At 57.5% G+C, this 15,135-nt stretch carries 14 protein-coding genes; all 14 read left to right on the forward strand.

Annotated features, from left to right (window positions below; genetic code table 11):
* Positions 1-189: 189 nt before the first annotated feature.
* On the forward strand, positions 190-1,074 hold the full coding sequence (locus tag JWQ90_RS14890) for a Wzz/FepE/Etk N-terminal domain-containing protein (protein ID WP_299695602.1): 885 nt from the start codon (positions 190-192) through the stop codon (positions 1,072-1,074).
* 62 nt (positions 1,075-1,136) lie between these two features.
* The gene (locus tag JWQ90_RS14895; RefSeq protein WP_299695604.1) at positions 1,137-1,844 is read left to right on the forward strand and encodes a hypothetical protein; all 708 of its coding nucleotides are present in this window, start codon (positions 1,137-1,139) and stop codon (positions 1,842-1,844) included.
* 158 nt (positions 1,845-2,002) lie between these two features.
* Positions 2,003-3,310 carry a hypothetical protein gene (locus JWQ90_RS14900; RefSeq protein WP_299695605.1) on the forward strand — a complete coding sequence of 436 codons (1,308 nt, stop codon included), beginning with the start codon at positions 2,003-2,005 and terminating at the stop codon, positions 3,308-3,310.
* Positions 3,311-3,392: 82 nt separating this feature from the next.
* Entirely contained in the window at positions 3,393-4,187 is a 795-nt protein-coding gene (locus JWQ90_RS14905) for a DUF268 domain-containing protein (RefSeq protein ID WP_299695607.1), read from the forward strand.
* A gap of 122 nt (positions 4,188-4,309) precedes the next feature.
* Complete coding sequence (locus tag JWQ90_RS14910) at positions 4,310-5,368, forward strand: glycosyltransferase family 10 (RefSeq protein ID WP_299695609.1); 1,059 nt, start codon at positions 4,310-4,312, stop codon at positions 5,366-5,368.
* Positions 5,369-5,642: 274 nt separating this feature from the next.
* The gene (locus tag JWQ90_RS14915; RefSeq protein ID WP_299695611.1) at positions 5,643-6,899 is read left to right on the forward strand and encodes a hypothetical protein; all 1,257 of its coding nucleotides are present in this window, start codon (positions 5,643-5,645) and stop codon (positions 6,897-6,899) included.
* Entirely contained in the window at positions 6,896-7,942 is a 1,047-nt protein-coding gene (locus JWQ90_RS14920) for a glycosyltransferase family 4 protein (protein ID WP_299695613.1), read from the forward strand. The genes JWQ90_RS14915 and JWQ90_RS14920 overlap by 4 nt, the downstream gene beginning before the upstream one ends.
* A gap of 230 nt (positions 7,943-8,172) precedes the next feature.
* Positions 8,173-8,958 (forward strand): glycosyltransferase family 2 protein, encoded by a 786-nt coding sequence (locus tag JWQ90_RS14925; RefSeq protein WP_299695629.1) that lies wholly within the window; start codon positions 8,173-8,175, stop codon positions 8,956-8,958.
* 350 nt (positions 8,959-9,308) lie between these two features.
* Positions 9,309-10,223, forward strand: coding sequence for a glycosyltransferase (locus JWQ90_RS14930; protein WP_299695615.1), 915 nt, complete (start codon positions 9,309-9,311; stop codon positions 10,221-10,223).
* 35 nt (positions 10,224-10,258) lie between these two features.
* Positions 10,259-11,224, forward strand: a complete 966-nt coding sequence (locus JWQ90_RS14935; protein WP_299695617.1) for a class I SAM-dependent methyltransferase — start codon at positions 10,259-10,261, stop codon at positions 11,222-11,224.
* A gap of 190 nt (positions 11,225-11,414) precedes the next feature.
* Positions 11,415-11,819, forward strand: coding sequence for a 30S ribosomal protein S12 (gene rpsL, locus JWQ90_RS14940; RefSeq protein ID WP_299695619.1), 405 nt, complete (start codon positions 11,415-11,417; stop codon positions 11,817-11,819).
* A gap of 50 nt (positions 11,820-11,869) precedes the next feature.
* Positions 11,870-12,343, forward strand: a complete 474-nt coding sequence (gene rpsG / locus JWQ90_RS14945) for a 30S ribosomal protein S7 (protein ID WP_299695621.1) — start codon at positions 11,870-11,872, stop codon at positions 12,341-12,343.
* Between the two features lie 85 nt (positions 12,344-12,428).
* Positions 12,429-14,525, forward strand: a complete 2,097-nt coding sequence (fusA, locus tag JWQ90_RS14950; RefSeq protein WP_299695623.1) for an elongation factor G — start codon at positions 12,429-12,431, stop codon at positions 14,523-14,525.
* A gap of 80 nt (positions 14,526-14,605) precedes the next feature.
* The coding region (locus JWQ90_RS14955) for a GTP-binding protein (RefSeq protein ID WP_299695625.1) at positions 14,606-15,135 on the forward strand (530 nt) is incomplete at its 3' end.

The following is a 15,135-nucleotide window of genomic DNA, read 5'->3' on the forward strand; positions in this document are numbered from 1 at the left end:
ATGATCTGGATTAGACGACGACTCCGGCGCAACGGACCCGCACGCATTCGGAATGGGCCAGCCATCAATGTGGCCGCTGAGCACTTGGGGCGATCACGTAAACTAGCCTCTCTGGCATATCGAAGGGATCGTCTTGTCAGAGAACCATATACAGGTGCCGCTTGCAGTGACGCCGAAGGACCATAAGAGATGACTGAACGTTCATCGACTGCCGAGCCCGAGATTCGCGAAATTACTTTCGGCGAAATCCGCAATCGGCTGCGTTCGCGCTGGTTGCTGATCGCTTTCTGCGCCCTGCTGGGCGCGGCTGTCGGTAGTGCGATCGCCCTGTACATCAAGCCGGTCTACCGAGCGGAGATCCTCATGCTGCCGGTGGCTAGGGACCAGTCTGAAGGCGGTATTGGGTCCTTGCCCGGACAACTCGGGGGACTGGCATCTCTTGCCGGACTTTCGCTGGGCCAGGAGAGTGATCGGAAGATCGAAGCGGTGGCCACGCTGCAATCGCGCGCTCTGACTGAGGCCTTCATCTCGGAAGAAAATCTCCTGCCGATTCTCTTTGCCGATCGTTGGGACGCGAGCCAGTCCAAGTGGGACGTCAAGGATCCCAAAGACATTCCAACGCTCTGGGACGGCAACCGAGTGTTCAGTCGCCGGGTCAGATTTATGACCGAAGAGAAAAAAACCGGCCTGATCACCGTTGCGGTCGAGTGGACGAATCCGGAGCTGGCCCAAAAGTGGGTCACGGAACTCGTCAGGCGCACCAACGAGCTGCTTAAAAAGCGTGCCATCGAGCGCGCAGAAGCCAATATCCAATTCGTCCAGACGCAATTGCAGTCCGCTACGGTAATCGAAGTCAGACAGACCCTGTTTCATCTGATCGAGGGTCAGATCAAGGTCATCATGCTGGCGCAGAGCAGCGCGGACTATGCATTCAATGTCCTGGACCCCGCGGTGGTGCCGAAGGAGCGGGTTCGTCCCAAGCGATCGTTGATTGCTTCGCTTTTCCTTCTTGGCGGACTGCTGCTGGCCGCACTCTATGCGCTGGTCAATCCGAAGATCAAGGACTCTGACTGACGATGGTCAACCTTGACATTGCGCCCGGTCAGCGGCCGCTTCGGTGCAGTGAATTGGTACTCATGCTCACTGCTACCATCGATCCGCGATTGACGCCGCTGGTAGCCAGAAGTGATCCGCAGGTTCGATTGAACGATTATCGAATCGCGCTGAAAAGCTGGTTGAGCAGCGGTGTCTCGACGATCGTGTTCGTGGAGAACTCCGGCTATCGCCTGGACGCGCTGAAGGAAATTGCGCGAGGCTACCCGCGGGTGCGAACAGAGTTCATCTCGCTGAATCCGGCCGAACTCACGGCGCAGCGGGGCAAAGGTTATGGCGAGCTCACTTTGATGCATGCTGCATTCGAGCAGTCGAGCCTGCTGCGGGAGGCACAGTTCGTCGCCAAGTGCACCGGGCGGCTTACGCTGCTGAATATCGGCGAACTGCTGCGTCAGCTGGACGGGTTGAACGCTGACCTGTTTTGCACATTCAAGAGGAATTTGACGTTTGCGGACAGTCGCTTCTTCATTGCACGGCCGACGATGATGACTGGGCAATTGTTTCCCCTGAAAGACACGCTCGATGACGGCGCAGGAGTTTTTTTCGAGAATGTTCTGGCTCGCGCGTCCTTAGGCGCTGTCGCGGCAGGATTCAAATGGAGTTGTTTCCCGGTGTTTCCCAACATCGCCGGCGTGTCAGGAACCTTCAATACCACGATGACCGACCGTCCGTGGATCAGAGCTGCGAAGGTTCTTTATCACGCGCTGCGGCGCTATGTGTACGAACATTGAATCTCGGGTATTGCGGTCGACATTCATGAACGCCTTCGTTATCCGCGAATCGAGGTCTTTCGGCGCGCTGACGACTGATCAGCGGTGGGGCCAGATCGAGACCTTCGATCCGATCCATGACTAATTGGGCTCGATCCAATCCCGTGCGAGCGGCTACGTTGGCGGGCTGGTATCAGCAGCTGTGCACCGTCGGTGGCGCGCTGATCATCATCCCTTTTGTCATTCGAGCGCTCGGCAGCAGCGACGCCGGTTTCTGGTTCTCCATGCAGGGATTCATGGCGTTGTTCATGTTGATGGACTTCGGTTTCGGCGTTGCCATCAGCCGGCAGGTTGCTTTCTCTCTCACGGTGGATTCCACGGTCGACTTCGTATCTCCGGACCTGATCCGGACCGACCCGGGTACCGCAGGTATCGAAGGGCTCTATCTGGCCAGCCGTTCGATATTCGGAAGAGTCTTCGTCTGCGGGGCTGCGTTGTTCCTCCTGATTTATCACGTGGTCATGCCGTTCACCAATTTGCTGCAGCCCCACGCGGGTGAAACAGCAATGGTCTGGTACCTGCTGGGTGCATCAACGGCGCTAAACTTCTTTACCCGCTTGAGTCAATCCTTTCTTGATGGACTGGGATACATGTTCATCAGCAGGGCAATCGCCGGCACGTATCAGCTAGGGACCAATCTGCTCATCATCCTGACTCTGGGCGCGGGGATGGGTCTGGTTGGCATCATGTTCGTGATGTTGATCAGCTCGGCGTTACAACTGTGGGCGATGCACAGCGCCTTTCGAAGGGTTCATCCCCGCCCGCAGAGCTACGCGGATGTTGATCGCAAGCAGCTGATCGCCCAGCTTTGGAAGGTTTCCGTGCCCATCGGAATCATGGGATCGGGCGCTTTTCTAGTCGGGATGGCGCAGATCCCCCTTCTTGGAACTTTGCTCGGTCCCGCAGCGGTCACGCCGCTCTATATTGCACTCAAGATGAGCCAGGCATTCAACACCGCGATATCCCAGATTGCGATGTCCCAGCTGGCCTTTTTTACGCAGGACTGCGCACGCGGACACTGGGCTAGCGCACGAGGTCGTTTGCGAAGCACCTTGCTCGTCGGCGGCTTGCTGCAGCTTGCCTCTGCGCTTTGCCTTTGGCTTGTGATGCCGACGGTCGCTGGAAAATGGATCGGTGCCGGGCACTACCTTGAGGGTATCGTTCTGGAATTCTTTGTTCTGAACTACGTTGTGACCTCTGCTACGGCACTCCCGGCGCAGTTTGTACTCGCCAGCGGGCGGAATCCGTTCGCGACTTCAACTATCGTCCATGGCCTACTATCGGTAGCTGGAACGATCGTACTATGCCCACAGATCGGTCTTCTCGGGGTGCCAGTGGCAACGCTTGGCGCGGTGCTGCTGACGAATGCTTGGCTGACTCCCCTGGAAACCTGTCGAATCTGGAGATATCTGTCTCGCCCTGCGTGAACGTAGACCCCAGGCTCCAATGACGCGCAATCCGATCTCGCTACGCCTGAACATCAGCGCCTTCTATGGCTAGAAAAATGAAATGAAAGAAAAACTGCGGCAGATTTACCGGTTCTCCGTAATGCTGGGCGTCGACCCCCGGCGGACCATGTTCTTTGTCAGAGGGTTTCCTCTTTATATTCGGGATCTGGTTACCTTGAAGAGGCAGCAATCAACCGCGGTCCGCAAGTTTTCCCTGGGAAAGCCTTATCCCTGTCTGGAGGACCGGTTCACGGAGAGTGGATCTGCCAAAGGGCACTACTTTCATCAGGATCTGTTGGTTGCGCGACGGATCTACCGCAACAATCCGGAAATCCATGCCGATGTAGGCTCACGGGTCGATGGCTTCGTAGCGCATGTCGCGTCTTTCAGGCCGGTGATCGTATTCGACATTCGCCCATTGTCGAATACGGTTCCCAATATCCAGTTCAAGCAGGCCGACCTGATGGAGCCTGTCGCTGCCGAACTCAAGGACTACTGCGATTCTCTGTCATGCCTCCATGCGCTCGAGCATTTCGGCCTGGGGCGATATGGCGATCCGGTCACCTACGATGGATACATCAGTGGACTGAGCAATCTGTGGAGCATCCTGAAGACCGGGGGAAAACTTTATTTCTCCGTTCCGATCGGCCCTCAGCGCATCGAATTCAATGCTCACCGCATCTTCTCGGTCGGTTACTTGCTGGAGATCTTCGCCGACAAGTACCAGATCGACCATTTCTCCTATGTCGACGACCAGGGGAGCCTGCATGAGAACGCTCCGTTGACGGCCTCAGATGTGAGTGCAAATTTTGGGTGCGATCATGGATGCGGCATTTTTGAGATGACCAAGCTATGACTCGCCAAGCTTGCCGATCGACACACCAGCAGGCCGATGAAGGTCTCTGTTTGTCCGAGCGATAAGAATCGGAGTAAGGCAAAAGAGATGGCCAACTTTCTCAAATTGCAGAATCCGCTCGCATGCATATCCTAGAAAAAGTACGCATCAGGCGTGATCGCGTGTTGCTGAGATTGTCTCAGGTCAAATTCAAGGACTTCTGGTACCAGCGTACGATATCCAGAGTCCTAGCAAAGACCCCCGCAGACAAAGCGAGGTTCGGGATCAAACGTACGGTCCGCCTGATCGGAAACTTTCCTGGCCTCTGGCAAAGAACGATCGAGCAAACACCGGGTGGAAGCTGCCGATGGGGCCACACCCTGTTTGTCGCGCAGGGTCCCGCGGATCATTACGTCATTCTCAACGCGCCTCCGGCGGGACTGCAGTGGCCTGCCGGCGTGCCTCGGAAAGAACACGTGTGGGGGCTGCATATGGAGCCGGAAGAATACGTCCTTCGGCTCGGTTATTCCCAGCCGGGCAGAATCAAGCTGGCGTCGCGCTTCTATACCAGCAGCGAAGCGCTACTCGCCACAGGTGGGGTCTATCGACCCAGCCCCCCCTATGTGCATTTCCATGTCGGGAAAAGCTGGGATTATCTTCAGGCGGTTCGCGCTCCGAGCAAGACCATTACGCTCGGCATCATCACCTCAGAGCTGCGGGATCTGGCGGGCCATCAGGCGCGACTGCGTTTTCTTGATGCCCTGGATGCGTCGGGTATCGACTACGCACTTTGGGGCCGAGGTGAGGGTTTGCGAAAATATCGAAACTACCGCGGCTTCGCGATGAGCAAATGGGACGTGCACGCGCCTTGCCGATATTCGTTGGTCATCGAAAACAGCGTGTCTCCGCTCTACTGGAGCGAAAAAGTGGCCGACGCTCTGCTGGCCTATTCGCTGCCGCTGTACCACGGGTCCGAGCAGCTTTCGCAGTTTCTGCCCAAAGACTGCTTCATTCCGATCAACATTTTCGAGCCGGACTGCATCAATCGGATACGGACCGTTCTCGAGGCGGACCCGTACAACGAAAGAATGGCCGCGATCGAGCAGGCAAGGGGAATAATTTTGAATAAGGAAAATCTCTACGCTTTCCTGGACCGGGAGCTGGATACGGCAGGCGTCGACGCCAGCGCGAGTGGAAAGTGAAAGGAGCCGGGTCGATGGTTTCCTGCGACCAGCGCTTGCGGCGATTCGGATGCTGAAGCCAGCCGTCTGCGGATTCCATGGCCGGCTCTCGAAATAAGCGGGCCTGCGCTTCCGCTGCGCCAGGCAGCCACATTCGCGAACACACGGAGCCGTGCATCCTTGTATTGCGTCTGGTTGTCGGCGCCAGCTTCAGACCTGCGCCAGTGCCCGTTTTTCGTGAGCCGATGCCACTGGTCGCAATATCGCTTCAACCGAAGCCCAAGCGTTTCTCGCCATGAACTGGATCCTGGGACTATTGCTTGGTCTGCTGATCATCGACGGATTTCCCGCCGGAGCAGATCTCCTGCGCGAATTCGGTTCGCGGCCCGACAACATCCTGCTGGCCGCTGTCGGCGCTTTCATTCTTGTCAAGCGATGGCTTGAGCAGCGTGACGTGCTGGCAGTTCCCCATGCGACATTCAACAGGCTGCTTCTCCTGTTTCTTGTCGTTCCCTTGATCAACGTGCCGATCGCGATCTATTGCTCGCCGACCAGCGTTGATGAAGTGATCGGAACCTGGTTCAAGCAGTATGCGATGCTGGTTTGGGCATGTCTAAGCTTTTACGTCTGGCGCGACCTGCTGAAGTCGCGTTCGAGCTACAACGTCGCACTGACCGCGGTGGTGGCGTCAGCGCCGGCGCTGGCGATGTTCTACGTCGAACTGATCGCTCCCGACAGCCCGTTGATGCTTGCTGCAGACGTGATGAGATTCAAGGAAGATGCCCGACCGTCGGGATTTGCCACGGAGCCTTCGGTTTACGCTTCGTGGACACTCGTGATCTGGCCGCTCGCGCTTCTGGTCACGAACAGCAGTCCCACCGCTTGGATCCGCTGGTTCGCGCGCCTGTTTCTACTGGCGATGTTCGCGAGCATCTATCTGTGCAACGCACGCACTGCTGCCGGCATCGGCATCCTGCAGGTATTGTTTTATATGAGCTGGGCTTTTCGCAGAGGGCGAATCGGAGTCGGAACTGCATCCGGAATCGTCGTCACTCTGGCCGCCCTGCCCCTGGTTCTGATCAAGCTTGCCACTGTCGCAGATCTGCAGTCGAACCTGTCGAACATCGCGCGTATCGGTTCGACCGTCGCCGGGGTTCTCATCACGGCGGACTATCCCTTGTTCGGTGTCGGCATCGGGCAGTTCAAGTATTTTCTGGCGAGCTATGCCCCAGCTTTCGCCACCGTCAGCGACGAGATTTCGGCCTGGGGAGACGGAAGCGCCACGTTTCGTGCGTCCACATTCAACCTGTTCGTACGCCTCCTCTGCGAATTCGGCGTGATCGCCGGAGGGATCGCCTGCTGGCTTCTGGCACGCCCACTGGTACGGTCCTTTACGAGGTCCAGGACCCTGGGGCAGGCGTGTGTCACGTTAAGCGCGATCGGCGGATTCGGCTTCTGGCTTATGCAAGACCAATACGCCTACCAGCCCGGCATATTCGCGTTTGCCCTGCTGGTCATTGCGACGGAGCGAGGCGAGGCAGTTACTGCGTGAAAATCGTGATCCCCCTGATCAATCTGTCCTGGCACGGCGGAGTCCGCGTGCTGGTTCGGTTGGCCAATCATCTGCACGCAGCCGGTCATGATGTTGAGCTGGCGGTAACCCGGGGATATGTTACGGGTCGATATTTCCTGTCGCCCGGTGTCGATCTCAAGCATGTTGGTGTCCACACCGGCTTCAAGCCCATCGACTATTTGGTGTTTCTGGGGTTGATCCCGTTTGTCGTGTCGCCCAGGTCCGTCGTGGTTGCCAATTTCTTCGTCACGTACTTTCCCGCACGTCTGGGAGCATGGCTACGACGCGGGAATCTGGTCTATCTCGTTCAAGATATCGAAACCAAATACTCCGGATGGTCGGGTCGGTTACTCAACCTGATCTGCACATGGACTTATCGCGATCGGAATATCATCACGGCCAATCGGCATCTGCAAAAACGGCTGCTGGCAAACTTCGGGGCGGGTTCCGCTACCGTCGATATCGGGCCCGCGGAAATCTTCTACGAACTGCAGGCCGGACATCGTGGATCCCCGCAGTACGACGTGATCTTCTTCGCGAGACGGGAGCCCTGGAAGGGTCTGGATCGTTTTTACGATCTGTTGAGTCGTGGCGCTCCGTGGCGATTCATCTGTGTCTCCCAGGATCAAGCCCTGCTCGACGAACTTAGGGCGCGCGGCCTTGAGTGCCGCTGTCCGGGCGATGACGAGGAACTGATACGGGTCATCGACTCGGCGAGGCTGCTGCTTTTCACCAGTTACGACGAGGGCTTTGGTCTTCCGCCCCTGGAAGCGATGTCCAGAGGAATTCCGACCATTCTCTACCCAAGTCAGGGACCGAGGCTTTACGTCGTCCATGAGCAGAACGCGATTTATGTCAACAACGTCGTCGAATGTCAGCAGCGGATTGAACAGCTATTGACCGACGGTGCGCTTTACGAGCAACTCAGCACCGCCGGCAGACGCACTGCCGAGAAATTCCGCATGAGTGTTGCTCTGGTAGGCATGCAGAAATTCATCGAAGATCGCTCGCCGATTTCCTGACGCATTCGCTGGCGGGCAGACCCGGGCGAATTGCTGGCTGCCGGCCGGATCGCCGAGAAATGGCCAGTGCTTTACTATGCCGGGGTTCGGCCGACGACCGGCCTGGATTCAATGCTATTCACTATGACGCGACTAGGGATAGAAGAAGTTAACCACTTTTCTACAATGGCGGGTGCGGGGGCGATTGCTGTGCCATGGCCTGCGGAATGGTTCGACCGGTCTTGGCCGGCATGACCACAGCGGTTCCCAATCAAACCGGCAGATCGTTGACACTAGACGCTTTGCCGACGATTTCGATCGTCACCATCTGCCGTGATGCCGCTCCGACCCTCAAACGCGCCATTCAAAGCGTGCAGGCCTGCCTCTACCCCAATCTAGAATACGTCGTCGTTGATGGTGGTTCCACCGACGGGACGCTGTCGATCATCGACCGGTATCGAGGCAGCATCGACCGATTTGTGAGCGAGCCCGATTCCGGCATCTCGGACGCGATGAACAAGGGCATTCGCCTCAGCACCGGTGAATACCACTACCTGCTTCATGCGGACGACGAACTCGATGCGGCGGCCCTCGAACAACTGGCCGTGCATGCAAGGCAACGACCAGCGGTCGTCGCCGGCAGCGTTCGTGTCATGGCAGGCGAGCGCCTGGTCCGTATTTTTCGCCCGGAGCCAGCAAAGCTCAAGCAGAAGATGTCTGTGCCCCACATGGGCTGCCTCGTGCGCAAGGATGTGTGGGCCGAGGTCGGCGGGTACGACTTGAGACGCAAAATTGCGATGGATCATCTTTTCATGCTGCGGATCTTTCAGCGGTACGGACTGGATGGCTTTCGAGTCGTCGATACGATGGTTGCGGATTACCATCTCGGCGGCGTGAGCGACCACCGGGTTCTGGAGGGTTTCGCCGAGTTGAAAGATAACCTGCTGGAAGCAGGGGCCAGCCCGTTAGCAGCAAGTTTGGCTTACTACAAACTGGTGGCCAAATCGCGCATTGGCAAGCTGATTCGCGGAAGTTGAGCCGATGCCTCAGTTTCCTGTTGGGCAGCGCCAATCCTCTGCCCGGACTTTTTGGGCAGTTGCCGGAGCGTTTGTCAGCAAAATGCGAGCATCGGACACTTGGATGCTGGCGGCCTTGCTCTCCTTGGTGCGCCATCGGCTAGGAGGCCGGAGTTTGGTCGCGCACCAACGCGCACTGATTTCGGGTGCATCGCGCATCACCACGAAGGGCTTGCTACAAATAGGGGTCGAACCGGTCGGCTTCTGTCGTCGCTATGACCGCAGGGTAATACTGATGATGACGTCCGCTTAGCGCAGTGTCGGTAAGACTGAGCTGATAAGCCCGCCCAATTCCGTACGAACGAATATCTATGGTCCGCTATCGCGTCATCGTGCCCACCTATCAAGCCGAAAAGCACATGTCCGCGCTGCTACCTGCTCTAGAAGCACAAGGCCTGGACCCGGAACGCGTGCTGGTAATCGATTCCAGTTCAAAAGATGGGACCGTTGCGCGCTTCAGGGAATTTGGCGCACAAGTGCTTGTAATCCCTCAATCGGAATTCAATCATGGGGGCACGCGTCGCATGGCCGTTGAGCGCTACCCGGACGCGGAATTCTTCGTGTTGCTGACTCAGGATGCCATCCCGATCCCGGGCGCGCTGGACCGGTTGCTCGCTGTTTTTGACAGACCTGAGGTCGGTATCGCTTACGGCCGGCAACGCCCGAGGCCCCAGGCAAGGGGGATCGAGCGACATGCCCGTTTGTTCAACTACCCCGCTGACGCTTCGCAGCTTCGCGGCTTTGAAGATCGTGCAAAGTATGGAGTAAAGACAACATTTTGCTCGAATTCGTTTTCCGCCTACCGCACCACAGCGCTAGCGGCGGTAGGAAACTTTCCTCAGGAGTCTTTCTTCGGGGAGGACCAGATCGTCGCCGGGCGTATGCTGATGGCGGGATGGCAGGTCGCCTATGTCAGTGAAGCTGAAGCCGTTCACTCGCATTGTTACCGCGTCAGCGATGATTTTAAACGATATTTCGACATTGGGGTTTTTCACAGCCGTAACCGCTGGTTGCTGGAAAGTTTCGGGAAGGCCGAGGGAGAAGGGCTGAAATTCGTCAAGTCAGAATTAAAATATCTGATGCAGCATGAGCCAACTGCAATTTTGAGCGCTTGCTTCAGAACTTTGTTGAAGTATGCAGGCTATAGATTGGGAATGATCGAGCAGCATATTCCTAGCAAGGTTAAGGAATTTTCCAGCATGGCTCCATATTACTGGCGACTATAGTTGTTCGGTTAATGCTTTATATAAGGTTATGCATAGTGATACACAGAAAATTTTTTTTAAAAATTCTTCCATTTCTGGATCTGGTATTGGCGCTTGTGGTGTACCCAGCGGCTGTACTGTTAAAGATGGTTAGAGTTGCGGGTGTTCACAGGTTGCCGCGATGTAAACAAGCGCTGATGAAAGTGGGCGTGTTTCCGATTAGAGATCATTATTACGAACCTCAATTTAACAATGGTTCGCCCTCAAAAAGTTATTTCGAAGACAGAAATCTCCCAGGAATTGATTGGGCGACACAGGATCAGCTCAAAATTTTGGACCGGTTTTGCTATTCCAGCGAGCTTTCTGATCTTTCATTGACCAAAACTTCAGAGCTGGAGTTTTATTTCGGTAATGGGGCTTTTGAATCGGGTGACGCTGAATATTGGTACCAGTTGGTGCGCGCCATCAAACCAAAGAGGATATTTGAAATCGGGAGTGGCAATTCGACCTTGATTGCTGTAAGAGCTCTGCAGAAGAACCATCAGGAAGATGTCGGCATAAAATGCGAGCATATCTGCATCGAGCCTTACGAAATGCCGTGGCTTGAGAAAATTGGTGTGTTGGTTGTGCGAGAGAAAGTGGAGAACATGGATTTAGCGTTCTTCTCTCGGCTTCAAGAGAATGACATTCTATTCATCGATTCATCTCATGTCATTAGACCTCAGGGCGACGTGCTTTTCGAGTATTTGGAGTTGTTGCCGTCGCTTAACAAGGGCGTAATCGTCCACATACACGATATTTTCTCCCCTAAAAATTATTTGACCCAATGGTTAGAGTGCGAAGTTAAGTTTTGGAATGAGCAGTATTTACTGGAAGCATTCTTGTCACATAATAAAAGCTGGAAAATTGTTGGCGCGCTAAATTACTTGCGCCATAACCACTATAATAATCTCAAGCGCGTCGCGCCATTCTTGACAGCTGATCGTGAGCCCGGCTCTTTCTATATTCAGAAAATTGCCTGATAGAGTCGCCAGCCGAGCAGGGTGCTGTCTATCGTTTGGCGAGCGCGCTACTGGGGCTCGGTCGGCGATGTAACCGGGGGGTTCTAGATGTATTGACACTTCCCGCCGCCCCTCTTAACATGCGCGCCCTTTCCCGATAGGCCGCCCACTCGCGTCCTGTCCTCTCTTTGTCAAGCTGGGAAGCATCCGCGTGCCAACAATCAATCAGCTCGTGCGTAACTGCCGTAGCCCGAAGACCTATAAGAGCAAGGCTCCTGCGCTTGACTCTTGCCCCCAGAAGCGTGGCGTCTGTACCCGCGTCTATACGACGACGCCGAAGAAGCCGAACTCCGCTCTGCGTAAGGTCTGCCGCGTTCGTCTGACGAACGGTTTCGAAGTTACCAGCTATATCGGTGGCGAAGGGCACAACTTGCAGGAACATAGCGTCGTGATGATCCGCGGCGGTCGTGTCAAGGATCTTCCCGGCGTTCGCTATCACACGGTCCGCGGTGCGCTCGACGCATCGGGCGTGGACAAGCGCCGCCAGAGCCGTTCCAAGTACGGCGCCAAGCGTCCCAAGGCCGGCGCTGCCGCGGCCGCCACCAAGAAGAAGTGACGCGATAGCGTCATCCCCGCGAAGGCGGGGATCCAGTTTTAGGAAAAGAAATGTCACGTCGTCGCAAGCCCGAAATCCGCGTCATCCTGCCCGACCCCAAGTACAAGAACCTGGTCGTGACCAAGTTCATGAACATGGTCATGGAAGACGGCAAGAAGTCCACGGCCGAAAAGATCGTCTACGGCGCGCTGGACCAGATCGCCACCAAGAAGAAGACCGGCGAGCCGGCCGCCGTGCTGCAGGCCGCCTTCGACAACGTCGCCCCCTCGGTCGAGGTGAAGTCCCGCCGCGTCGGTGGTGCCACGTACCAGGTTCCGGTCGAAGTCCGCTCCGTGCGTCGCACCACGCTGGCGATGCGCTGGGTCATCGACGCCGCGCTGAAGCGTGGCGAGAAGTCCATGGCCGACCGCCTGGCGGGCGAGCTGATGGACGCTTCCGAGCACCGCGGCGCGGCCGTCAAGAAGCGCGAAGATACGCACAAGATGGCCGAAGCCAACAAGGCTTTCGCCCACTTCCGCTGGTAGTACGCGTTACCGAGTGGCGCTTTAAAAGCGCCGCTTCATCCCTATATTCGGGGTCCCGTTCCTCGGAACCCCAACGAGTTGAGCCATGGCCCGCACTACGCCCATCGAGCGCTATCGCAACATTGGTATTTCCGCGCATATCGATGCCGGCAAGACCACCACGACTGAGCGCGTGCTGTTCTACACCGGCGTGAACCACAAGATTGGCGAGGTGCATAACGGCGCCGCGACGATGGACTGGATGGAGCAGGAGCAGGAGCGTGGCATCACGATCACGTCCGCTGCCACCACCACGTTCTGGAAGGGCATGGCGGGCCAGTTCGACCAGCACCGCATCAACATCATCGACACCCCCGGCCACGTCGACTTCACGATCGAAGTTGAGCGCTCCATGCGCGTGCTCGACGGCGCCTGCATGCTGTACTGCGCGGTCGGTGGCGTGCAGCCGCAGTCCGAGACGGTGTGGCGCCAGGCAACCAAGTACAAGGTGCCGCGCCTTGCGTTCGTCAACAAGATGGACCGCACCGGCGCCGATTTCTTCAAGGTTGTCAAGCAGATCAAGGAAAAGCTGCGCGCCAACCCGGTCCCGATCCAGATCCCGATCGGCGCCGAAGAGGGTTTCCAGGGCGTGGTCGACCTGGTCAAGATGAAGGCGATCGTCTGGAGCGAGCTGGACAAGGGCGTCACCTTCACCTATGGCGAGATCCCGGCCGAGCTGGTCGAGAGCGCCAAGAAGTGGCGCGAGAACATGGTCGAAGCCGCGGCCGAAGCCAGCGAAGAACTGATGAACAAGTACTTGGAGGAGGGCGACCTCTCCGAGGACGAGATCAAGCTCGCGCTGCGCAAGCGCACGCTGGCGCTGGAAATCTTCCCGATGCTGTGCGGCTCGGCGTTCAAGAACAAGGGTGTGCAGGCGATGCTCGACGCGGTCGTCGAGTACCTGCCGGCCCCCACCGACGTGCCGCCGCTGATGGCGCACGACGTCGACGATTACGAGCAGCTGATCGAGCGCCACGCCCGGGACAACGAGCCGTTCTCGGCGCTGGCGTTCAAGATCATGACCGACAAGTACGTCGGCGCGCTGACCTTTATCCGCGTGTATTCCGGCGTGCTCAAGCAGGGCGACTCGGTCTACAACTCGCGTAACGGCAAGAACGAGCGCATCGGCCGTCTGGTGCAGATGCACGCCAACGAGCAGCAGGCGATCACCGAAGTGCATGCCGGCGACATCGCTGCCTGCGTCGGTCTGAAGGACGTGTTCACCGGCACCACGCTGGCCGATCTGAAGCAGCCGGTCGTGCTCGAGCGCATGATCTTCCCGGAGCCGGTCATCAGCCAGGCGGTAGAGCCCAAGACCAAGGCCGACCAGGAAAAAATGGGCGTCGCGCTGTCGCGCCTGGCGCAGGAAGATCCGTCGTTCCGCGTGTTCACCGACGAAGAAACCGGCCAGACCATCATGTCCGGCATGGGCGAACTGCATCTCGAAATCCTCGTCGACCGCATGAAGCGCGAATACGGCGTGGAAGCCAACGTCGGCGCGCCCCAGGTTGCGTATCGCGAAACGATCCGCAAGTCGGTCGAGCAGGAAGGCAAGTACGCCAAGCAGTCCGGTGGTAAGGGCCAGTTCGGCCACGTCTGGCTGCGCATCGAGCCGAACGAAACCGGCAAGGGCTACGAGTTCATCAACGAAATCGTCGGCGGCACCATCCCCAAGGAATTCATTCCGGCGGTGGACAAGGGCCTGCGCGACGCGATCAAGAACGGCGTGCTCGCCGGTTATCCGGTGGTCGACATCAAGATCGCGCTGACCGACGGCTCGTACCACGAAGTCGACTCGTCCGAAATCGCGTTCCGCGTCGCCGCGTCGATGGCGTTCAAGGAAGGCTGCCAGAAGGCCAGCCCGGTCGTGCTTGAGCCGATCATGGCGGTCGAAGTCGAAACCCCGGAAGACTACACCGGCGACATCATGGGCGATCTCAACCGCCGTCGCGGCGTGATCCTCGGCATGGAAGACAACTTCGGCGCCAAGGTGGTTTCGGCTGAAGTGCCGCTGGCCGAGATGTTCGGCTACTCGACGACCGTGCGCTCGATGAGCCAGGGCCGCGCGACGTACACGATGGAATTCAAGAAGTACCAGGAAGCGCCGCGCAACGTCACCGAGACGCTGACGAAGAAGAAGTAAGCGGGCGTAGCGGTAATCACAGTGCTGACGCCAAGGGCGGCAGCGTCAAACAAAGCTAACGAGCAAAGAGGTTTGTTGTCATGGCAAAGGAAAAGTTCGAGCGCGCGAAGCCGCACGTGAATGTGGGTACGATTGGCCATGTTGACCATGGCAAGACGACGACGACGGCGGCGCTGACGAAGATTTCGGCGGACAAGTTTGGCAAGACGAAGTACGTGGCTTATGACGAGGTGGCGAAGGCGTCTGAGTCGCAGGGGCGTCGTGACAGCACGAAGATTCTGACGATTGCGACGTCGCACGTGGAGTACGAAACCGCTGCGCGCCACTACGCGCACGTTGATTGCCCCGGCCACGCGGACTACGTCAAGAACATGATCACGGGTGCCGCGCAGATGGACGGCGCGATCCTGGTGGTGTCGGCGGTGGACGGCCCGATGCCGCAGACGCGCGAGCACGTTCTGCTGGCCAAGCAGGTCAACGTGCCGAAGGTCGTGGTCTGGCTGAACAAGTGCGACCTCGTGGACGACGAAGAGCTGCTTGAGCTGGTCGAAATGGAAATCCGCGACCTGCTGAGCAAGTACGGCTTCCCGGGCGACGACACCCCCGTGAT

Origin of the sequence: Hydrocarboniphaga sp. (assembly GCF_028291725.1) — a bacterium.
Taxonomy (GTDB): Bacteria; Pseudomonadota; Gammaproteobacteria; order Nevskiales; family Nevskiaceae; genus Hydrocarboniphaga.